The organism is Lysinibacillus sp. HST-98, assembly GCF_016757845.1.
GTDB classification, from domain to species: Bacteria; Bacillota; Bacilli; order Bacillales_A; family Planococcaceae; genus Lysinibacillus; species Lysinibacillus capsici.
The window spans coordinates 234,285-257,119 of sequence record NZ_JAENHX010000001.1 but is presented as its reverse complement, the minus strand read 5'-3'; the positions used below and the strand labels follow the sequence as shown (position 1 = coordinate 257,119).

The following is a 22,835-nucleotide window of genomic DNA, read 5'->3' as shown; positions in this document are numbered from 1 at the left end:
AACAAAGGTGTTCACTACTTTTTATGGCGAGGGTAGTCACTCATCACTTCTCACTACTGCCAGTATGAAAGAGGAAAAGACACTTTTGTAGAATGGTTGATTGGAGAGGAGTCAGCAACACAGAGGAGACCCCTGAAGCGAACGTCCTGGAAAGGACACTGGCGGAACGAAATCAAACCCTCGCCTTTTAAAATTGCATTTTCTACCGTTGACATCACATTTTTTCAATTGGAACTATTTTATTGAAGAAGCGTTACAATATTAAATCGTTAGAAAGTGAAGAGTAGGTACATATGTGGATTTAATAACAGAAAAATTAATCATGATTGCTTTATTTATTTTAATCATTCATGCGATTGAAACGCTTGCCTATGCCGTACGTTTATCAGGAGCACGTGTCAAATTACTAGCATCGGCTTTATCTCTTTTTAATGTAATGGTCATGGTGTCGAGGTTAGCAAATATGATGCAACAACCATTTACAGGGAGCCTTGTTGATACAGCACCTACGGTTAATGCGATGACATTTGTAGAGCATCAATTTCGACTAATTATTGGAGCGGCTTCACTTGGAACAATAGTAGGAATCTTATTTATCCCCACCTTTGTAGCCATTTTTTCAAGGGCTATCGTTCATTTGGCTGAGGAAAGAGGTTCAATCCCGTCTTTATTGAAAAAGGGCTTTACATTTGACTATGTAAGACGGGGGATTAAGCATATTCATAAACCAAATTTTAGTTATTTAAAAGGCATTCATCTACAGGATATCCCGATTAAATTATTTGTCATCAATATTGTCATTACAGCTATCTATACGATTGGCGTTTTATCTGCATTGTATGCCACATTATTAGTACCAGAATTAAAGACTACGGCTGTTATGGCATCTGGATTAATTAATGGCATTGCAACGATACTATTAATCCTATTTATTGACCCGAAAATATCCATTCTAGCAGATGATGTGATCAATAAGAGAGGAAGCTATCTAGACCTGAAAAGAATGTCTGTTATGATGATGTTTTCCAGATTTTTAGGAACCATTGTGGCACAGTTATTATTGATTCCAGGGGCTCATTACGTTGCATGGTTTGCAAAGCTAATTGCTTGATTAGAACCACTTCCTTTATGTTTTTTAGGAAGTGGTTTTTTACTTTTAGGACACAGCAATTAATCGTGAGGTGTGGTAGGGGAGAAGTAAAGAAACTATATAGTATAATGTGGGTGAATAATAGATTCGAAAAGAGGGGAACGAATGTATGCCGACGATACTTGTTGCGGATGACGATGCGAACATTCGTGAACTTGTTTGCCTTTTTCTGCGCAAAGACGGGTTCACTACAATGGAGGCAGGAGATGGTAAAGAAGCATTAGCCATCTACGGCTCAGCACCTATTGATCTTGTTGTACTGGATATTATGATGCCAACGATGGATGGCTGGACACTATGTAAGGAGCTCCGCAAAATGAATACGGATCTTCCTCTACTGATGCTGACTGCAAGAGGGGAAACATGGGAAAAAGTGAAGGGCTTTGAGCTTGGAACGGATGATTATTTAACAAAGCCATTTGATCCGTTAGAGCTAACTGTACGTGTAAAGGCACTTTTAAAGCGCTACAGGATTGGCCATTCGCAGACCATTCAACTTGGTCAAGTCACGCTGGACCGTCAGACCTATAAAGTAATGAGAGGAAAAGATGTTATTTCACTACCACTCAAGGAATTTGAATTATTATATAAGCTTGCAGAAACACCTGGACAAGTCTATACAAGAGAACAACTGATCGATCAAATTTGGGGGATTGATTATGCGGGAGATAATCGAACCATCGATGTACATATTAAGCGCCTGCGTGAGCGCTTCAACACCATCACTGATTTTCATATCGATACTATAAGGGGTCTGGGCTATAGGCTTGAGGTTGAGGAATGATTAAATCTTTATATACACGCGTCGTTTTAATCTTTCTAGTTGCTGTCATTGGGGGAACTGTTATCTCTTTTTTCATGGCAACATGGGTATTTAAAGATAAATTAAATGAAAACTTGCAAATTCCCTTATTCAATTTTGGACAAGACATGGTACAAATTTTTGATACATTGCCATATCATGAAGCAGATCGTTTTATACGTGATATGCATCAGCTTGAATCCTATCATATTCGCATTTATGAAGAAACAGGGCAGTTTACGTCTTACGGAAAGCTTCATGGCAATCAGTTAGCCCCTGTAACAATGGAACAAGTACAAGCTGTTCTGGATGGAGAGGTCATTCAAGTAATTCCAAGTGGTATTTCATCCATACTTGTCGGCATACCTCTAACAACTGAAATAGGAACGAGAGCGATGTTTATCCAAACGATTTCTTTACCTTCAACCTCTTTTTCCATTAAGTTGATTTTGAATTTTGCTACTTATGCCCTTATTATTGGAAGCGTTGTGTTTTTAGTTGCAGCGATGTTTTTAGTCAAGCCAATCAAAAAACTAACACAAGCAACTAAACATATTGCTGGTGGTGATTTCAATGTCGAATTAAATATTAAGCAATCAGGGGAGTTAGGTACGTTGGCTAAAAGCTTTGAAGACATGGCGGAGGAGTTACAGCAGCTAGAGCAAATGAGGAGGGATTTTGTATCAAATGTATCTCATGAGGTGCAATCTCCACTTACCTCCATTTCTGGTTACGCATTAGCACTGAAACAAGTCGATGTAACGGATGATGAGAAACGCCGTTATCTTGATATCATCATTTCAGAGGCCAATCGAATGTCTAAGATGAGTGATAGCCTTTTAAAGCTGAGCTTACTAGAATCAAAGACACAGCCAATGCTTCTCGATACGTTCAGTCTAGATGAACAAATTAGACGTGTTATAGTCTCCCTCCAGCCTCAATGGTCCTCTCGTAATATTGATTTTGAGCTTCAGTTGAAGGCTGTTCGCCTCATGGTTGATTACGATCAATTACATCAGGTATGGACAAATATTCTTACGAATAGTATTAAATTTTCAAATGCTAATGATACGATTGAGATCAGCATGAAGCAAAGTGCAAATCATGTGACAGTCCGAATAGCGGATAGAGGCATTGGGATTTCTTTAGAGAATCAGCAACGTATATTCGAACGGTTTTTCAAGGCTGATCGTTCCCATAGTCATAAGTATGAAGGCAGTGGGATGGGGCTTGCTCTCGTAAAGCAAATCGTCTCGCTACATCGTGGAGAAATTGAAGTCGAGAGTGAGCTTGGATATGGGACGACAATGATTGTCAGATTACCTATCACCTTAAATTAAAGAGAGAATGTTTGTCGTATCATTTTTTTGTTGTTCATCTTGTGTTCATCTTGTCGTCATGCGTAAGACATCTCTCTCCTTTATAGTAACACTAACAGCTCAAAAGTAGCTGGAATAATCGTAGTAAAGGAGGGAGGCACGAGTAAAGGTGAATCCCCCTCGTGCATCAAACATGAAAAAATTTATGCGTGTTTTACTGAAATCAATGGCAGTCCTAGGTGTATCAATTGTGGGGTTACTTCTCATTGTTTTTACAATAAACATTATTTGCAACAAAATAGAGCAAGGAAAAATAGAACCCTATGGTCAGCTCGTCTCCGTTAATGGGGAAAAGATGAATGTCACTATTCAAGGAAAGGGTACTGAAACCATCGTATTACTACCTGGCTTTGGGACTGCAGCACCGACGCTTGATTTTAAGCCATTGATAGATGAACTAGCTCCCTATTATAAGATCGTCTCAATAGAGCCATTTGGCTATGGCTTAAGTGAGGATACAGCTAAAGAACGAAGCACAGAGAATATTGTGAGTGAAATTCATGAAGCTTTACAGGAGTTAAAGATTGATCGGTATATGCTAATGGGCCATTCGATAGCAGGCATCTATGGACTCGATTATGTTAATAAATATCCGAATGAGGTAACTGGATTTGTGGGGATTGATAGCAGTGTCCCTACACAGGATGGTATGGACACGAAGTTTCCAATCAAGTCGTTACAACTTCTAAAAAAATCAGGGATTGCAAGAATTCTTATAAAATTTTCAGATGATCCCTATGCAGGTCTTCCTTATGATGATGACACAAAAGAGCAAATTAGGATGATTACACTCAAAAACTTTTATAATACAAGTACTTCAAATGAATTAGAATATATAAGCGAAAATTTTACAGCAGCAAAAAATCTTACATTTCCTAAAGATTTACCGCTTCTCTTATTTGTCCAAGCAAAAAGTGGTGGAGTTGAAAAGAACTGGATACCACTGCATGAAGAACAAGTCAAACATTCCGTATACGGCAAAGTAATCACACTGGATGGGGATCATTACTTACACCATACAAAATCGCAGGAAATCGCAGACAACGTCAGATCTTTTATGCAAAGTAAATAATCCATAGTATCTTACCTCTTTGCTTTTGGAGGTAAGATTTTTTAATACTACCCTCTTCCTTACGAAATCTTATAAAATCTTTCAATTGAGTTGTAATCCATACTTCGATGAGCATTGAAATACTTCCTGATTATAATGGACGTAGAACAATTATTCTATCAGGTAAGGAGCTATTGGATGAAAAATTATCAATTTATTGCTTTATTAGTAGTAACGACCTTTTTAATGGGTTCATCATTTGCCATTGTTAAATTAGGCTTACCGTATGCCTCGCCTTTATTATTGGCTGCACTTCGTTTTATATTGGCTGGTATAATCATGGCGATCGTTGTTATCCTCTTGAAGAGACCCCATCCTATTACAAGGAGGGAGTGGTTCAAGTTATGCATGATCGGGCTCTTTCAAACGGCAGGTGTGATGGGGTGTATTTTTTTAAGTCTACGCACCATCACAGCAAGTGAGTCTTCTATTTTAACATTTACAAACCCCTTACTAGTTGTGATTTTTGCCACCATTTTCATGAAAGTACGCTACCGTTTCTATCAATGGATTGGGGTTTTGTTTGGCTTAATCGGGGTGATGATTACGATGGGGGCACAAGTTGAATTGAAAGTAGGGATCCTTTTTGGCTTGCTATCAGCTATTTTTTGGGCTACTGCCACCCTGTTAGTGAAAAAATGGGGCGTGTTATTTGATACGTGGGTTTTATCTGCTTATCAGATGCTGTTTGGTGGTTTACTCTTATTAATAGGAAGTTTACTGTTAGAACAGCCATTTTTTATTGTGAAGCCACAATCGTTATTTATTCTATTGTGGCTTAGTATTTTTTCCTCCATCATTCAATTTGCAGGGTGGTATTATCTTCTGCAAAATAGTGATCCAGGGAAAACAAGTGCCTATTTATTTTTAGCTCCTTTTTTTGGCGTATTAACAGGCTGGGTGTTATTGGATGAACCGTTAAAACCATCACTAATGGTTGGCGGCTTACTCATCATCATGGGCATTTATTTAGTAAACCGTACTTTTAGTAGAGAAAAGGGCTAGGAGATAACTCCGTGCCCTTTCCTCTTTTACAAATCTAAATGAAAGATCTCTTTAAAGCCTATTTTCCCTTTCTCCGTCACTTTAATGGCGCGAATAGAGGGAACGCGTAAAAGCCAACCAAGGTTGAAAAATTGATTTAATAGCTCACAGCCTAATGCACCAGCTAAATGATAACGCCGTTCACTCCAATCTAAACAGGCATGAGAAAAGGATCGTCGTTTTCTCTTTAAAGCAGTTAAATCGATTCCGAATGTCGTAAAAAATAATGTGCCCTCATCTGTCAGGACAAATTGTTTACCCTCCAATGTAAGATAGCCTGCCTTCAGCATTGATTCCGTTAATTGGACACCTAATTTACCAGCAAGGTGGTCATAGCAAGTTCTAGCATCCTGTAATAACTTGATTTGGCTCGATTGCTTTAATGAACGTACTTCAGGTGGTGGAGAGATGGCTAGGAATGACTCTAAAAAATGAGCAATGTCCTCACCAGCCAATTGAAAATAACGATGACGGCCCTGTTTTTCAACTTTTATCAGCTTTCCTTCTACTAATTTAGCAAGATGAAAGCTAGCAGTTTGTGGTTTGATGGCAGCCATATAAGCTAGTTCACTAGCCGTATGAAAACGACCGTCCATCATACTAGCAAGTATGGTTGCCCTTGACGTTTCACCAAGAAGTGCCGCTATTTCTGCCATGTTTGGATTAATTCCCATTCTGTCACAATCCTTTCAGTGTCCTATATTTAGATTTTAGTCAAAGTCATTATGGTTTACAATAAAAGTAATAGAGGAGGAGAAATAAATGGAAACATATTATGCAGTGATTTTTACATCGCAAAGAACTGAGCAAGATGGGGATGGCTATGGCAAGATGGCTGACCTAATCGATGCCTTAGCACAGCAACAGCCTGGTTTCATTCGTGTTGAAAGTGTTAGAAATGAGGAAGGAAAGGGCATAACGGTGTCTTATTGGGAATCGCTAGAGGCTATCCAAGCATGGAAAGACAATGCCAAGCATTTAACAGCACAACAATTGGGTAAAGACAAATGGTACACAAACTATAAAGTGGAAATCTGCCAAATGATAAAAGATTATTCATTTGCCAAATAGCAAGTGAGAAGGAGGCTTATTTTTTATGACGATTGTGGAAGAATGGCACGAACTAAGACAAAGATTTAATCCTTCCAATCCGATAACCATTAATCAAATGCATATTTTTAAAGATCAATTAAAGCAGGTTCAACAAACAGAAGAAACATTAAGGATATTAGTAGAGGTTTACTGTTTACTTAGGATGTATCCTGAGGCATATCAGTTATTTACTGTCATTATGAATAAAGACGATAAAAAGGATCGAAAAAAGTATGGCGTTCTCCAGACCTACATAGATAAACCAAATTCGGTGAATCCTCTGCTGCCAAGAAAAATTAGAGACCATCAGCAGCTTAAAACGAAAATTCCAATGTTTAAATATCTACCAAACCCTCTAGAGGCTGAAATTTTTGAAACAGATGAAATCGTTGTATGTGATTGTTGCGAGCAAGAAGTGGATGTCTATTATACTGGTGGTATTTATGCAATTGAGGAAGTAGATTATCTTTGTCCTTCCTGCATCCATAGTGGAGAAGCAGCTCAAAAATATGATGGTTCTTTCCAGCAAGACTTAATGGATGATGAACAGGTTACGAACCCCAAGTTTGCTGAGGAAGTACTCTTTCGGACGCCTGGCTATGTAAGCTGGCAGGGCAATAATTGGGTGGCACATTGCTCTGACTATTGTGCGTTTATCGGCTATGTTGGTTGGCGTGATTTAGTAGAGCTAGGAATTGAGGATCAATTTGATAATTATACCGGCTTTTCAAAAGAAGAACTTTCTGCATCCTTAATGAACAATGGGCATCATCAAGGCTATTTATTTCAATGCTTGGAATGTGACCGTTATGTGCTTTATTCAGATTTTAGTTAGTCGTTGTTTGAGGGGGTAGAGAAGTGGAACAATTTCTACAACGATATATCTATTCATGGCGTTTAAATGGTTGGCTCATCCATGATATTTTTTTCTGCATCGTGCTGGGCATAGGATTTTTACTGTTAATGTTTATCGTCATGAAACGTAAACGCCTCGTTACTTCTAGCATTTTGCTCATTGCTTTTTTATTGGTCAGTAATCTATTAATGATTGTTTTTGGCTTAGCAGGGAGAGGTTTTCCCATCAAATCAGATTCTCCTATCTATACAGATGATTCACAAAGTATTGCTGTTCAAATGGTGCAAGGCTCAGAAAATAATGGGATATCGAATGGTATTACGCATGTAATCGCCCACCATCTCCTAGTAGCTGTGAATTTACAAACAGGTGAAAAGCAATGGACAAAATCAGTTTCCTATAAAGAAACACTGCTTGGGGAATTTATGGGTGGTGTTCTTGTCCATCATCGTGATGATGAATTTGGTCAATTATTACTGGTAGATATGGAAACAGGCAAAGAACTACTTTCTGAAAAAGATTTTCGAACGTACCATCCGTCATTAATAGCGATATTGAGCAATAATGCACATCAAATGGCTGTCCTAGAGAACCATTTATATTTGGAGGGGGTCGATGGCAAATTCTATCGCTTTGATGGTAAAACATTAAGTGAGGATGCGAAGGCTCAAGATTACCTATCTGCCCGTTTTTTCATCGAGACAGAGTTGCCGGGCTATTTTGCTACACATCCACAGCCTGTAGAGGATTATCAGGGCATTCGAGATTTTAGTCAAGCTGTCCTAACCGAGCCAGCCATTCAACCCTATGAAAATTTACAACCAAAAGTGGTGGATGTAGATATCATAGAAAAAACGGCTCTTGTTTCATATCGACAAACACAGCGAGAAAGTGCTGAACACATGTTATTGCTCTATGATATGAACAAACATCAAATATTGTGGGAACGCAATATTGGCATCATTAATTCCCAGCAGCAACAGCCCGCTGTACGGACTTTAGAGAATCGCTACATAATTCAAGCTGGTGATAGATTACTGGTATTGGACAAACAAATGAATAAGAGATCTGTTCACTATCATCTGCGCTGGAATCGTCCTATTGATGAGTGAAATCTACTGGAAATATCGTTCTTTTTTTGATTCGCCAAAAAAGGAGTATAATTTAATAGGAAGAAACTCTGATTAAAAGGACGGCATGCGAATATGGATGAGCAATTAGTAGAGTGGATTATACGCTTTCAAAGGGACAAGGATATGGAAGCACTGGCCCATTTAAAAGATTATTGTTATGAGATGGTCGAACCTTTAATGGAAGAATTTACGCTGAAGTATGGCGAAGAAGCAGGCGAGTTATTACGCCTAAAGTGGGATAAACGATTTTATTTTATATTTACAAAATATCAAGTGAATGTAGGGCTACCCCTAGAGACATTTGTAAAAAATACGTATCGTTTTTATTTCATGCAGGTGTTACAAAAGGCTGGTTATAAGTAATCGAAAAAACCCTTCATTTGGGAACTGACAGTCGTTTTTGAGACAGTCAATCCCATAATGAAGGGTATTTATTTTGTCTTTACCCTCTTATAAGTAATTGATAATAAAGTTTTTTATAAATAAATGCGTTTAGATGAATTGGCTATGTTCAATTCTTTACGATATTTTGAAACTGTGCGTCGTGAAATTCGAATACCCTCAGTTTCTAATTTTTCAGTTAATTGTTGATCTGATAAAGGAGTTTTTCTATTCTCATTTTCTACTAATTCTTTAATGCGACTTTTTATATAGGACACAGAATCAAGCTTTCCTGAATCGTTGATAATTCCTTTTGTAAATAAAGACTGGAGTGCAAAGATTCCATGTGGTGTACGGATAAATTTATTTTTAACCGCACGACTTATGGTGGATTCATGCATATTTAATGCTTGTGCAACATCTTTTAAACGCATAGGAGATAAGGCTTTTATTCCATGTTCAAAGAATGAAGCCTGTAAATCAAGCAGTAATCGTGTCAGGCTGTATAAAGTTTTATCACGTTGAGCTATTCCTTGCGTTAAAGCTATAATATCGTTCATGCATTGTTGGTAATAGGCATAATCTTCAACGGATTCTTTTAATAGATCTACGTAATCTTGATTAATTTCTATTTTAGGTAAAAACCGATTATTTAGTTCTATTATCCATTCCCCATTCAATTTGCTAATGATTATATCAGGTATAATATACACGCTAGTAGCATTATTATCCAATGAAGCTGGAATGGGTTTTAGGTTTCGTATATATTGTATTGTTCTTTGAGTTTCTTCTATTGAAATGTTGTAAGTTGTACTTAATAATTTAATTGATAAATTAGCTACTTGTTCTAAATGATGTTGAATGAATGGAGCTGCAAATGGTGGGGCCTCTATATCATTGTAAATTTGAATTAATAAATATTCTTTCATATTTCTAACGCCAACGCCAAGAGGTTCGAATGTTTGTAATAGATCTAACAGTGTATTTATATGGTCTAAAGAGGTGTTAAATGATTTAGCAACTTTGGATAAATCTACATTTAAAAATAGATGTTCATCGAGGTTATGTATGAAATAGTTTAAAATTTCTCTGTCATGTGGTGTAAGACTTAGGTGTAAAGGTATTTGATCGAGTAGTTGGGTAATATATGAATGTTGCTGTGTTAGCCGAGTTTGAATGAAATCATACTGTTGCTTTTGCTTCGGTTGAATACCTTTTATAGACATTGTGGCAAGGTCTACAATATCCTTTGTGTGATTCATGCTTTTCTCAATGACAGTTAATAGTGGATTTTCATTTGATTTCTCATAAATATGTTGTTCTAATTCGGAGCTGGAGTATTGTAGTAGTTCCAATTGATGAATGAGTTCAGTTGTCAACGTTTGAGTAATTTGTTGTGAGACGTTTAAATTCATTTTCAAGGGAATCACCTCATTTTCTCTATGTAATGTTATTATTATCTAATCTACAAATTTTGTCTATAATGGATCAGATATTTAGTAAAAAAAACATAATGTTTAAGGTAAATAGTTCTTACAATGAGTAGGAAAGCAGATAAAGATAAATGAGCTGTTGTTGAATGACATAGACTTCTAGTTTAGAGAATGATATAGAATATAGACATAGTTATAAATGTTAGCTACCCAGTCATGGAATGCCCATTTAAAGTTGGATATTCTGTTTAACTTTTATGGGGCAATTCAATTTTGGGTGGCTTTTCTGTTGAGGATTCCACTTACAAGTTCGACTATTTGGAAAGTCATTCTCTATAATCCGAACTTGAAGAAAATTATAAAGGTAAGATGTAACTTTTGGCGAATTAAAAAAGATAAGATAATTAAACTTCCGTAAAAGGTGTAATTTCCATGAAACATAATCTATTAACTTTTTATTTTTACGGACTATTACGAGCTATTTTCACTATAAACAATTTGGCTATATTACTTTTTCGATTTTTGTGGGGGGAATATCATGTTGAATGCCGAAAAATTAGTGCAATCTATGCTAGATGCATTTGGTGAACTATTACAATTGGAAATGGCCTATTTCACTTCGAATGGTGAAGTTTTTATAGCAACGGAAGAATATAGAAAGCAAAAAGGGATACAGGTACACCTTCCGTTCTTTCAGAAGTATTATTCTAAATCTGTTCAATATTTACAAAAACCTGGACAAATGAAAGTGTGTTCTGGTTGTAGATTCCAAAATAACTGTCCATCTAAAGTGGAAATGTTAATGAATTTAGTAAAAGGAGATCGTCACTTCGGATATTTGACATTTGTTAGTTTTACAGATGAGGGGGAGAAAAAATTTTCATCTGAGCCGAAGGAATATCAGTATTGGTTAGCTCGGTTGGGAGATATGATTATGAATGCCTTGAATAACGAAGGATCCTATTTATTGCTTGAACATAAAAAAGGATTTGATACGAAATATGTATTAGGCAACGCACCTCACTTACAACTTATAAAGAGTAAGTTAAGTAGTATTGCAAATAGCCCCTCTTCAATTGTCATAACAGGGGAGACAGGAACAGGGAAAAGTTTATTAGCTAAATATATTCATTCAAATAGCATTACACACAAAGGGAAATTTATAGAGTTGAATTGTGCAAGCATTCCAGAAAACTTGTTTGAAAGCGAGTTATTTGGCTATGATGAAGGGGCGTTTACAGGGGCTAGAAGAAAAGGGAAAATGGGCTATTTTGAAGTAGCAGATAAAGGTACTTTATTTCTCGATGAAATTACAGAATTACCATTACATTTACAAGCGAAGCTATTAACAGTTTTGCAAGATGGGCTTATCTATAGAGTTGGAGCAATTGAGCCTAGAAAAGTAAATGTAAGGATTATTGCTGCGACAAATAAACCTTTAGAAGATATGGTGAGAAAAGGTGAGTTTCGTTCGGATTTATATTATCGACTAAATGTGATCCCTTTAACATTACCTCCTTTAAAAGAAAGAACAGATGAAATAGAATATTTGATTGTAAAGTTACTTGAAAAGATTCAGCATAAAACAGGGAAATTTATTAAAGATTTTACGCAGGAATTTTTGGAGGAATTGAAATTATACTCTTGGCCAGGGAACATAAGAGAGTTAGAAAATGTATTAGAGTACAGTATGGTAATGGAAAATTCCTTACAATTAACAAGGGAAAGCTTACCGAAATATATCATCGAGAATAATCAAGCACAAAATCTTTATAGCAATTCTAATCTATTGAAAGATACAGAATTGGAGGTCATTTACCAAATGCTCTCTATATATGGAAATGACACTGCTGGAAAAGAACGTGTTGCTGAAGAATTAGGCATAAGTACAAGAACGCTTTATAGAAAACTAAAAAGTGTAAATTTATAGTTTAAGTTTGACACAAATACCTTGCTTTTAGAGATTTTTAAATTTCTCACCTCCTTAATGGGGAATTTAAAATGAACTTCCTAGGTATTTGTGTTTTTTTATGGCTAATTTTAATGACAAAAGTGACAACGGAATTGACAAATTTGGCAAAAGGAAATTTAGTATATTGCTGAATCTTTTACGATACATATTTTGAAAACCCATTAACATCAGAAATTTCTGATATTTTGTAGATTAAAATGGTAAATGGATTTGTGTTTCTACACTTGGCACGTATTTTGCTAGATATATAGTAAGCAAAGGGAAGGAGGAAGATTTATTTGGTAGATTATTTTGAATTGGAAGGTAAGGTGGCTGTGATTACAGGAGGTGCCTCAGGGATTGGCCATGCAACAGCTAAATTATTAAGTGAGTTGGGAACTAAAACTGTGATTTTAGATATTGATCAACAAAAAGGTAAGGATACAGAAAAAAGCTTTCAAGAAGCTGGTTTAGATGTTGAGTTTTTAAAATGTGATGTAACGAATACACAAGATTGCAAAAGTGTGGCTGATTCTATACAGGAGAGATACGGAAAAGTCGATGTACTTTTTAATAATGCAGGCATTATCCGTAGAAAAACCGTAGTGGATTTAGAGGAAGCAGATTGGGATGCGGTTATTAATGTTTCTCTAAAAGGGGTCTATCTACTTTCGAAATACTTAATCCCACTCATGAGAGGAAATGGTGGCAGTATCATTAATACTGGTTCTGGGTGGGGAATCAAAGGTGGAGACAAAGCAGCATCTTACTGTGCTGCAAAAGCAGGGGTTGTAAATTTAACAAAGGCTATGGCTATTGATCATGGTCCAGAAAATATTCGCGTAAATTGCATTTGTCCTGGAGATACAGATACGCCATTACTTCGTGGAGAAGCAAAACAATTAAATATAGATGAATCAAGTTTCTTACGTAGTTCAGCTGTTGATAGACCGTTAGCAAGATTAGGAACACCTGAAGATATTGCTAAGGGGGTACTATTCTTGGCAAGTAATTTATCTGCTTGGGTTACGGGAACGACATTAACAGTTGATGGTGGCGGCTTAGCCTAAAAATAATTATAGAGGGAGGCAAATTAAATGAGTAAAAAGGTCCATCCATATATCCCCAATATGGTATCTGAGGTAAAGCAAGAAATGTTAGATGAAATTGGTGTTCAATCCGTTGAGGAACTTTATTCGTGTATTCCAGAGGATTTACATTTTAAAGGTACCATGAATATTCCAAAAGCTTTGAATGAATTAGAGTTACGACGCCATATTGAGGGTCTTTTAAATAAAAATATAAGTACCTATGAATATATTAATTTTCTAGGAGCTGGTTGCTGGCAACACTTCATACCAGCCGTATGTGATGAAGTGAATCAACGTGCAGAGTTTTTAACAGCTTATGCAGGAGAGCCTTATGAGGATCATGGACGCTTTCAAGCATTATTTGAATATCAAAGCTTAATGGCGGAGCTTGTGGATATGGAAGTAGTGAATGTTCCTACATTCGATTGGGCCCAAGCTGCATCTACATCGATTCGTATGGCGAGTCGGATTACAAAGCGTACGAAAATATTACTTGCTAATACACTTTCTCCCGAACGCAGAAAAGTTATTACAAACTATGGTACACCACAGTTATCATTTGAAGGAATAAAATTCAATCTTAATACAGGATTAATGGACTTAGCCGATTTAGAAGCAAAGTTGTCAAACGAAGTTGCAGCTATTTACTTTGAAAATCCATCCTATTTAGGTTTTATCGAGTCGCAAGGTCAGGAAATTTCACAACTTGCTAAAAAATATGGCGTACTTATGATAGTAGGAGTTGATCCAAGTTCTCTAGGGGTATTGGCACCACCAAGTCAATATGGAGCGGATATCGTCTGTGGAGATCTTCAACCATTAGGTATGCACATGAATTATAGTGGAGGGCAAGCTGGATTTATTGCAACATACAATGATCCAAAATTTGTTAATGAATATCCATCACGATTGTTCGGTATTATTCCGACTGTGAAGAAAGGTGAATATGGTTTTGGTGACATTGCCTATGATCGTACGTCCTTTGCAGATAGAGAAAACGGTAAGGAGTCTGTAGGCACACAAACAGCTCTTTGGGGAATTACAGCAGGTGTGTATTTATCATTAATGGGACCAAATGGCATGTACGAGTTAGGTCAAGCCATTATGCAAAACAGTCAGTATGCAGTAATGCAATTGAATTCTATAAACAATATTCGGGGTTCAAGAATTACCTCTCCATTTTTCAAAGAGTTCATTATAGATTTTAACGATACAGGATTAACAGTAGAAGAAATCAATTCACGGTTACTTGAGCAAAAAATCTTCGGTGGTAAAGACTTATCGTTGGAATTTCCTGAATACGGTCAAGCAGCACTTTATTGTGTAACTGAAGTTCACACTAAAGAGGATATTGATAAGTTAGTCAATGCTTTAGCTACAATTGTTGGATATTAAATAGGAAGAAAGGAGTTTTAACGTGGATAAGATTCTAAGAGAGAATGTAAATAAAGATTTTCATCAAGCTAAATGGAATGAACCTATCATTTTTGAGTTACATCAATCAGGAGAAGTCGGAGTAGAAGTTCCGCAACCTTCAAATGAGATTGTAGAAGCAGTCGGGGATGGCATTTCATCCTTACCTCAGAAAATGAAAAGAACAAATAAACCGAATTTACCAGAAATAGGTCAAGCACGTGTGTTACGACATTATGTAAGACTATCGCAAGAAACATTAGGCTCTGATTTTAATGTTGAAATTGGACAAGGCACTTGTACGATGAAGTATATTCCAAAAATTAATGAATTGCTTATTCGTAATCCTAAAATAATGGAACTCCATCCTTTACAAGAGGGTAGTACTGTCCAAGGAATGCTAGAAATCATTCACAATTTGGACTTAGCGATGCGTGAGATTTCGGGGATGGATTGTTTCTCTTTCCAACCAAGTGGTGGTACACAAGCATTGTTTGCTATGGCATCGATTGTGCGCAAATATTTTGAAGTAAAAGGTGAGGCAGATCAACGTAATGAAATTATTACAACCATCTTCTCACACCCTTCTCAAGCAGCAACCGCAGTAGTCAAAGGTTATAAAATAATAACTATTCATCCAGATAAAAATGGTTTTCCGGATATGAATAAATTGAAAGAAGTTGTATCCGAAAGAACAGCTGGTTTTGTTGTAGCTAACCCTGAAGATACAGGGATTTATAATTCTAAAATTAAAGAATTTACGAAAATAGTACATGATGTTGGTGGAATTTGTTATTACGATCAGGCAAATGCCAATGGACTGTTAGGAATCACACGTGCAAGAGAAGCAGGTTTTGACATGTGTTTTTTCAATCTACACAAAACATTTGCAGCACCTCACATGTGTGGAGGACCAGCAACAGGGGCTCTTGGGGTCACAGAAGAATTAAAGCCTTATTTACCAGGCCCAATTGTTGAAAAAGAGGGAGACCAATATGTGTTAAATGATCAATTAGAGCATTCGATTGGAAAAGTACGATCTTTCCATGGGGTAGCTCAAACGATTTTGCGTTCTTATGCTTGGATTAGGGCATTAGGCACAGATGGACTTAAAGCTGTGGCAGAGACAGCCGTATTAAATAACAATTATCTGTATAGTAAAGTAGCAAAAATTCGTGGTGTAAGTGTGCCATATATACAAGGGCAACGATTAGAGCAAGTTCGTTATAGTTGGGAGCAGTTGGAGAAAGAAACAGGTGTTACAACAGAGGATGTACAGCGCCGAATGACTGACTTTGGTTTACATTACTGGACTAGTCATCATCCTTATATTGTTCCGCAACCATTTACACTTGAACCAACAGAATCTTATTCTAAGGCAGATTTAGATGAATATATTCAAGCGCTTGAGCAGATTTCTAAAGAAGCGTACGAAACGCCAGAAACTGTTAAAGCAGCACCGCAAAATAGTACAATTCATCAGTTAATAGAAGCAGACTATTTAGATGAGCCTTCTAAATGGTGTATTTCATGGAGGGTATATCTACAAAAGGTGAAAAATAAAAAGGATGTATTAATTAATAACCATTAGGGGGTGTATGAATGAGCACCAATCATAGAAGTTTAAAAAATAAGAGAGTAGTTATTACAGGAGGTGCTAGTGGTATAGGATTAGCCACCGCACAACGTTTTATAGAAGAAGAATCGATAGTGGCTATTTTAGATATTAATAAAGAGGGTATTGAACAGTCGATAAAAGAAAATCCCGGAATGGCTAAAGGCTATGTAGTAGATGTTAGTAATCCTGAAAATGTAAACGCTGTTTTTGAGAATATAAAGAGGGATTTAGGTGGTGTAGATGTTTTTATTGCGAATGCAGGTATTAGCATTCGCAATAAGTTTCTTGATATTAGTCCTGAACAATGGAGTAAAGTATTAAACATTAATCTTAACGGTGTATTTTATACTTCACAAGCAGCCGCAAAAATGATGATGGAGCAGGGCAAGGGTGTCATACTTATGACAGCGTCTACAAATGGAGTGACAGGACATCCATTCTATGCTGACTACAATGCTTCAAAAGCAGGGGTTAATCTTTTAGCACGAACAATGGCATTGGAGCTTGCTCCAAATATCCGAGTTAATACGATATGCCCTGGATACGTACTAACCCCTATGCAAATGGCTGAGTATACACCAGATATGTTGGAAGTTGTAAATGAAGGTATCCCTCTGAAACGACATGCAGATCCTAAGGAAGTCGGAGCATTATATGCTTTCCTTGCTTCGGATGAGTCATCTTATATTACCGGACAAACAATTGCTATTGATGGTGGAGAGCTAGCTTAATTAAATGGAAGGGGTTATTTAATGAAGAAAAATATATTCTATTTATTATTGGTGTTGGTTATTTCGCTGATGGCGGCATGTTCGGAAAATAAAACAAATACACAAGTTCCAGCTACTGCGGATGCAAAAAATGAGGATCAGGATAAAAGTGTAACAACAGAAATGAAATTGGTTAAGGATGGCAAGTTAACATTTGCAATGAGTGGTTTACTCAAACCATTAAATTATAAGGAAAATCAAGAATTAGTAGGCTTTGATGTTGAGATAGGGAAAGAAATTTCAAAAAGGATTGGGCTTGAAGCAAATCCTATAACAAATCCATGGGAAACAATTATTCAAGGGTTACGAGGAAATAAATATGATGCCATTATTGGCAGTATGACAGCTACCGAGGAAAGGTCTAAACAGGTCGACTTTTCAATCCCTTATTATGTTTCAGGTGCTACAGTATTTATCTCGAGTGAAAATAATGACATTAAAACGGTAGAAGATTTAAAGGGAAAAACGATTGGCGTTATGCAAGCTAGTACGTATGTTGAAGATGCTAAGAAATATACAGATAAAATCAAAGAATTCCCTAGTGAAATCTATGCATTACAGGATCTTCCACCAGGTCGGCTAGATGCAGTAATTACTGATAGAATTGTAGGTATTTCAGCCATGCAAGAATCAGGATTGAAGATTCAAGCCCTAGGAGAGGTCATTAAAAGAGAAGAAATTGCAGTGGCGATTAATAAAGATAATGAAGTTTTATTAGAAGCGATTAATAAGGCGATTGAAGAGATGGTTAAGGATGGAACGTATAAAGAAATAAGTATGAAATGGTTTGGGAAAGACTTGTTAGAATAACTGTTCAAAATAGTGTGCCTAGTATGCTAAAGACGTACTAGGCATAGCTATTAATTGTTCTAAAATATTAAAATTGCAGACTAAATAGATTGAAAATTCTTTCTATTTTACTTCCCGCCAAAATCTAATTTTATTAATAAATTTTAGCTATCTATAGGAGTGTTTGTCTTTTACGTCCACATACTTAAAAGAGGTTAGGTGATTAATATGGATTTTCTCACAAATGTAACATCAATATTTCAAAAGCATGGCATTGAGTTTTTAAAAGCGACAGTTTTAACTATTGAATTAACAATTGTTTCTTTATTTATTGCTTGTGTGATTGGGTTAGTGTTTGCCTTCTTCAAAGTATCCAATATAAAAATATTGGAAAGTATTGCTAACGCTTACATTTTTGTTGTTCGTGGTATGCCATTAATCGTACAACTTATGTTCTTGTACTATGGTATTTCTAGTATTTTCACTTTATCAGACTTTGCAGCAGGATCCATTGCGCTCGGAATTCATTCAGGAGCATATATTGCAGAAATTTTTCGTGGATCCATTCAATCTATTGATAAAGGCCAAATGGAGGCTGGTCGATCATTAGGAATGACATATTTTAAAACAATGAGAAGAATTATTTTACCACAGAGTTTTAAAAGAGCGATTCCAGCATTAGCTAATCAATTTATCATAGGGTTAAAAGATTCGTCTTTAGTAGCTTATATCGCAGTATCAGAATTGTTTAACCATGCACTGTCAACTCAAGCATACAACTATATGCCTCTTGAAACATACTTTGTTGTGGGAATTTACTATTTAATTTTAGTCTTATTATTCACGCTATTATTTAATAAACTTGAAAGTCGACTGGATGTTGGAAGGAGGAAAAAACGTGATAAAGTTGAAATCGCTTTCTAAATCATTTGGTGACTTGGAGGTTTTAAAAGGTATCAATCTTGAAATTAATAAATCAGAAGTGGTTGTTCTAATAGGGGCTAGTGGATCAGGGAAGAGCACTTTATTACGATGTATGAATTTTTTGGAGATATTAGATTCAGGTACGATAAGCATTAATGATGAGATTATTGATGTAAAAAGAACTAATTTAAATCATGTAAGAGAAAATATGGGGATGGTATTTCAACATTTCAATTTATTTCCCCATTTAAGTGTTTTACAAAATGTAATAGAAGCACCAATTCAGGTGAAAAGGCAAAGTAAAGAGGAAGCGATTAAATTTGCTATGAATTTGTTAACACGAGTAGGTCTTGCTGATAAAGCTAATTACTATCCTGAACAACTATCTGGTGGTCAAAAACAACGAGTTGCTATTGCTAGAGCACTGGCAATGAATCCAAGTGTTATGTTATTTGATGAACCAACATCAGCTTTGGATCCTGAGTTGGTAGGAGAAGTCTTAGAAACGATGAAAAACCTTGCTAAAGATGGAATGACGATGGTCGTCGTAACCCATGAAATGGGCTTTGCTAAGGAAGTTGCGGATAGGGTGATTATGTTAGCAGATGGCAAAATTATTGAAGAGGGCTCTCCAGTAGAAATTTTTAAAGCGCCAAAACAAGAAAGAACGATTAAGTTTTTGCAACAAGTTTTATAATTATTATCTTTAATTAGGGGATGATGAGAGATGTTAAAAACGTATGAAGAAGTATTAAAGGTTACGAACGAACTTGTAAATATTGAAAGCATTGTTAATACTGAAGGGGAAATTAACATATCAAAGTCATTGGCTAAAACAATTTCTAATTTACCTTATTTCCTGAAAAATCCTAAATATGTGTTTACTTCACGAACAATTAATGATGAGGTTGAAAGGTACAATGTGTTTGCATTTGTAAAAGGGACTAAAGGAGATAGTAATAAAACGGTTGTGCTAATGGGACATACAGATACGGTGGGTATCGATGATTATAATAGTTTGAAAGAGAAAGCTTGTTTTCCTAATGAACTGCATGAAGCGTTAAAGGGTGAAGAAGTTCCGCCGTTGGTTCGAGAGCATTTAGAATCAAATGATTGGTTATTTGGAAGAGGAACACTTGATATGAAGAGCGGTGTTGCAAGCCATTATTATCTATTAAAATATTATTCAGATCACCCAGAGGAACTGAATGGAAATATCGTATTTTTTGCTGAATGCGATGAAGAGGATAGTTCTCATGGCGTATTGTCTGGTTTAAATGATTTAAAAATGTTAAAAGTAGAGCATGGGTTTGATTACGCGGCATTAATTAACTCCGATTTTGTTGCTCCTAAGTATGAGGGGGATGAAAGTAGATATATATATAAAGGAAGCGTTGGTAAGCTACTTCCTTCTTTTTATATAACTGGGGTGGAAAGCCATGTAGGCTCTAGTTTTGAAGGAATCGACCCTAACTATATTGCTGCGGAGTTAACTAGACAAATTGCATATAACCCAGAGCTATGTGATAAATCGTTAGGAGAAACACCAATGCCACCTGTAAGTTTGAAGCAAACTGATTTTAAAGAGACTTATACAGTTCAGACAGCTCTTGCTTCATATGTATATTATAATTTCTTTGTGCAATCATGGTCACCTAAAGATGTGTTAGAAAAGTTAAAAGTCCATGCTGAAATTGCATTTAATAATGTAATAACTAATTTAAATCATCATTATAAGAGGTATTGCGAAATTAGTGGGCAGGAATATACAAAATTGCCATGGAAGACGAGGGTATTGTTCTATGAAGAATTAGAACAATCAATTATTGTTGATTATGGGGACCATTACAAAGAGCATATAAAAAATTTTAAACACGAATTATTAAAAAATAAAGAGTTAGATGTACGCATGTTTTCTGCAAAAGTGGTAGAAGAAGTTTGGAAGTGGACCAAGGATAAGAGTCCTGCAATCATTATTTTTTATTCTTCATTGTACTCACCATGTGTAGAAGTAACTGGTAAAAATGAAAAAGAAAAAAATTTACTGACCGCCTTAGATTATGCAGTTGAAAAAGTTCAACCACATTATGATAAGCCTATTGTACAGAAAAATTATTTCCCTCATATTTGTGATATGAGTTGCGTGGCTATAAATGTCGATGAAGATAGTGTGAATTCAGTTGTTAACAATAACCCTAGCTGGAGAACTAAACATTATGTAAATTATGATGCCATTAGAGAATTAAATATCCCTGCAATCAATATTGGACCATATGGCTATGATGCACATAATAGATATGAAAGAACAGAATTGAAATATACTATGGAAATAATGCCTAATTTAACAAAGCTAGTAATAGATAAATTACTTGAAAATTAAAGTGTATCATGGCATTCGTTTAAAGTAGCATCATGAACATGCATAGGAGATAACTGCTATGAAAAATTAATATAACCTTCAATGACCTGTTCTTAGAGTTCGGTCAGAAAGATCTCGATTGGGGGATGATTGACTGTGCCTTTAGGGGACATGCTCATGGTCATTCCTTTTTTACTTCTTGTTGATATTACAAATAGATAGAGTCTCAATCTATATACAAGGTAACTCTTTCTGACAGATGATGTGACTGAAGAAGTGTACCTAAGATAAAAAAATGTAGACGCAATATTTGGCGGGGACTATTGCTTATCTTATTTTTTTCTTCTATATAATAACTTACTCTTGTTCACATAAAAAACACCTTCACGTTGATTGTTCGGGATGCTTATCCCCTTATTTCAACGAAAGGTGTTTTCATTTGTATCAGCTTTTAGATTAGTGCTTGGTAAAAAAACAAATCAAGGGTTAATTATAGAGTAGATCTTCTGCTAAATGACTAAACACTTCACCGATTATCGACTCTTCATCATAGACCGAGGAACCTGTATTTTCCTCAGGTTGAGCAAAAGGAATTTGAGCGATTACATCTGCCTGCAATAAATCTGCTAATTGTTTGGCTCCACCTTGTCCAAATAGATAGTTTTTTTGACCGTCAGGACCTTCAAAATAGGCCATGTTTTCAACAACACCAAGAATCGTGTGTTTCGTATGTTGCGCCATCAAGCCTGCACGAGAAGCAACATGAGAAGCGGCAAGATGCGGTGTTGTCACGATGATTTCGTGAGCTTGTGGAATCATCGCAGCCATATCAATCGCAACATCTCCTGTACCAGGTGGTAAATCGATAAGGAGGTAATCTAAATCTCCCCATAGCGTGTTGACAAGGAAATTGCGAATCCACTTATTGAGCATAGGACCACGCCACATAACAGGCTGGTTGTCATTTGTAAAAAAGCCCATCGACATTATTTTTACGCCGTGACGTTCTACGGGAATCGCCGTTTGATCAAGCATGGTAGGCTTTTGATCAATCTTCATCATGGCAGGGATACTGAAACCATAAATATCAGCATCTAAAATACCTACACGTTTGCCAAGACGAGCAAGTGCAACCGCTAAATTAATGGTCACCGTAGACTTTCCAACACCGCCTTTACCACTTGTAATGGCAATGAATTGAACACCAGAATTAGGCAGTAGCATGTTTGGCATTCCTTGTTCAGTTACATTTTTTGCTTGTAGAGAGGCTGTTAATGTGCGTCGCTCCTGATCTGTCATTGCACCAAAGTTAATGGTAACATGGGAGGCACCAAGTGCTTGTAAGGCCTCCTCCACATCTTGCTGTATTTTTGCCTTTAACGGACATCCTGGAATGGTCAAAATAATATCCAGCGCTATATGGTTGTCATGTAATTGGATATTGCGTACCATATTCAAATCTACAATACTCTGTTGTAGCTCAGGATCATTCACCTGTTTCAATGTGTTTACAACATTTTCTTTTGTTAACATTTAGGA

Annotated in this window: 21 protein-coding genes; 18 read left to right on the top strand and 3 right to left on the bottom strand. The window is 36.3% G+C overall.

Features of this window, described 5'->3' with window-relative positions; all coding sequences use genetic code 11:
* The first annotated feature begins 322 nt into the window (after positions 1–322).
* The 5 genes from JIN86_RS01360 to JIN86_RS01340 all read left to right on the top strand — a co-directional run bounded on the left by JIN86_RS01360 (position 323) and on the right by JIN86_RS01340 (position 5,447).
* Positions 323–1,111, top strand: a complete 789-nt coding sequence (locus tag JIN86_RS01360) for a lipid II flippase Amj family protein (RefSeq protein ID WP_237497128.1) — start codon at positions 323–325, stop codon at positions 1,109–1,111.
* A gap of 148 nt (positions 1,112–1,259) precedes the next feature.
* Positions 1,260–1,934 carry a response regulator transcription factor gene (locus JIN86_RS01355; RefSeq protein ID WP_004230633.1) on the top strand — a complete coding sequence of 225 codons (675 nt, stop codon included), beginning with the start codon at positions 1,260–1,262 and terminating at the stop codon, positions 1,932–1,934.
* A complete protein-coding gene (locus JIN86_RS01350) occupies positions 1,931–3,292 on the top strand; it encodes a sensor histidine kinase (protein ID WP_202341091.1) in 1,362 nt (453 codons plus the stop codon). Before JIN86_RS01355 ends, JIN86_RS01350 begins: the two co-directional genes overlap by 4 nt.
* Positions 3,293–3,440: 148 nt before the next feature.
* Entirely contained in the window at positions 3,441–4,403 is a 963-nt protein-coding gene (locus JIN86_RS01345; RefSeq protein WP_370568620.1) for an alpha/beta fold hydrolase, read from the top strand.
* 177 nt (positions 4,404–4,580) lie between these two features.
* A complete protein-coding gene (locus JIN86_RS01340) occupies positions 4,581–5,447 on the top strand; it encodes a DMT family transporter (RefSeq protein WP_202341090.1) in 867 nt (288 codons plus the stop codon).
* A gap of 26 nt (positions 5,448–5,473) precedes the next feature.
* On the opposite strand, the gene JIN86_RS01335 is transcribed toward JIN86_RS01340, so the two are convergent.
* Positions 5,474–6,160 carry an ArsR/SmtB family transcription factor gene (locus tag JIN86_RS01335; protein WP_202341089.1) on the bottom strand — a complete coding sequence of 229 codons (687 nt, stop codon included), beginning with the start codon at positions 6,158–6,160 and terminating at the stop codon, positions 5,474–5,476.
* 88 nt (positions 6,161–6,248) lie between these two features.
* Between JIN86_RS01335 and JIN86_RS01330 the strand changes: the two genes are divergently transcribed.
* The 4 genes from JIN86_RS01330 (at position 6,249) to JIN86_RS01315 (ending at position 8,930) form a co-directional block, all read left to right on the top strand.
* Entirely contained in the window at positions 6,249–6,557 is a 309-nt protein-coding gene (locus JIN86_RS01330) for an antibiotic biosynthesis monooxygenase family protein (RefSeq protein ID WP_016991657.1), read from the top strand.
* A gap of 25 nt (positions 6,558–6,582) precedes the next feature.
* A complete protein-coding gene (locus tag JIN86_RS01325; RefSeq protein ID WP_202341088.1) occupies positions 6,583–7,413 on the top strand; it encodes a CbrC family protein in 831 nt (276 codons plus the stop codon).
* 23 nt (positions 7,414–7,436) lie between these two features.
* Positions 7,437–8,546, top strand: coding sequence for a PA2928 family protein (locus JIN86_RS01320; protein ID WP_202341087.1), 1,110 nt, complete (start codon positions 7,437–7,439; stop codon positions 8,544–8,546).
* Between the two features lie 93 nt (positions 8,547–8,639).
* Complete coding sequence (locus tag JIN86_RS01315; RefSeq protein WP_202341086.1) at positions 8,640–8,930, top strand: hypothetical protein; 291 nt, start codon at positions 8,640–8,642, stop codon at positions 8,928–8,930.
* A 113-nt stretch (positions 8,931–9,043) separates the two neighbouring features.
* Here JIN86_RS01315 and rpoN read toward each other — a convergent pair whose 3' ends face one another.
* A complete protein-coding gene (gene rpoN / locus JIN86_RS01310) occupies positions 9,044–10,363 on the bottom strand; it encodes an RNA polymerase factor sigma-54 (protein WP_237497126.1) in 1,320 nt (439 codons plus the stop codon).
* A 556-nt stretch (positions 10,364–10,919) separates the two neighbouring features.
* On the opposite strand from rpoN, the gene JIN86_RS01305 reads away from it, so the two are divergent.
* From JIN86_RS01305 to JIN86_RS01265, 9 genes are all read left to right on the top strand, one after another.
* The gene (locus tag JIN86_RS01305; RefSeq protein WP_004230614.1) at positions 10,920–12,311 is read left to right on the top strand and encodes a sigma-54 interaction domain-containing protein; all 1,392 of its coding nucleotides are present in this window, start codon (positions 10,920–10,922) and stop codon (positions 12,309–12,311) included.
* A gap of 320 nt (positions 12,312–12,631) precedes the next feature.
* Entirely contained in the window at positions 12,632–13,402 is a 771-nt protein-coding gene (locus JIN86_RS01300) for an SDR family NAD(P)-dependent oxidoreductase (protein ID WP_004230612.1), read from the top strand.
* A gap of 27 nt (positions 13,403–13,429) precedes the next feature.
* Positions 13,430–14,818, top strand: coding sequence for an aminomethyl-transferring glycine dehydrogenase subunit GcvPA (gene gcvPA, locus JIN86_RS01295; protein ID WP_004230611.1), 1,389 nt, complete (start codon positions 13,430–13,432; stop codon positions 14,816–14,818).
* Between the two features lie 22 nt (positions 14,819–14,840).
* The gene (gcvPB, locus tag JIN86_RS01290) at positions 14,841–16,427 is read left to right on the top strand and encodes an aminomethyl-transferring glycine dehydrogenase subunit GcvPB (protein WP_202341084.1); all 1,587 of its coding nucleotides are present in this window, start codon (positions 14,841–14,843) and stop codon (positions 16,425–16,427) included.
* Between the two features lie 11 nt (positions 16,428–16,438).
* Positions 16,439–17,185, top strand: coding sequence for an SDR family NAD(P)-dependent oxidoreductase (locus tag JIN86_RS01285; protein ID WP_004230607.1), 747 nt, complete (start codon positions 16,439–16,441; stop codon positions 17,183–17,185).
* A gap of 21 nt (positions 17,186–17,206) precedes the next feature.
* Positions 17,207–18,034, top strand: a complete 828-nt coding sequence (locus JIN86_RS01280; RefSeq protein WP_202341083.1) for an ABC transporter substrate-binding protein — start codon at positions 17,207–17,209, stop codon at positions 18,032–18,034.
* Between the two features lie 207 nt (positions 18,035–18,241).
* Positions 18,242–18,937 (top strand): amino acid ABC transporter permease, encoded by a 696-nt coding sequence (locus JIN86_RS01275; protein ID WP_004230603.1) that lies wholly within the window; start codon positions 18,242–18,244, stop codon positions 18,935–18,937.
* Positions 18,912–19,634, top strand: a complete 723-nt coding sequence (locus JIN86_RS01270; RefSeq protein WP_004230601.1) for an amino acid ABC transporter ATP-binding protein — start codon at positions 18,912–18,914, stop codon at positions 19,632–19,634. Before JIN86_RS01275 ends, JIN86_RS01270 begins: the two co-directional genes overlap by 26 nt.
* Before the next feature lie 30 nt (positions 19,635–19,664).
* Entirely contained in the window at positions 19,665–21,317 is a 1,653-nt protein-coding gene (locus JIN86_RS01265; RefSeq protein ID WP_202341082.1) for a M20/M25/M40 family metallo-hydrolase, read from the top strand.
* 465 nt (positions 21,318–21,782) lie between these two features.
* Here JIN86_RS01265 and JIN86_RS01260 read toward each other — a convergent pair whose 3' ends face one another.
* Positions 21,783–22,829 (bottom strand): Mrp/NBP35 family ATP-binding protein, encoded by a 1,047-nt coding sequence (locus JIN86_RS01260; protein WP_202341081.1) that lies wholly within the window; start codon positions 22,827–22,829, stop codon positions 21,783–21,785.
* Between the last annotated feature and the right edge of the window lie 6 nt (positions 22,830–22,835).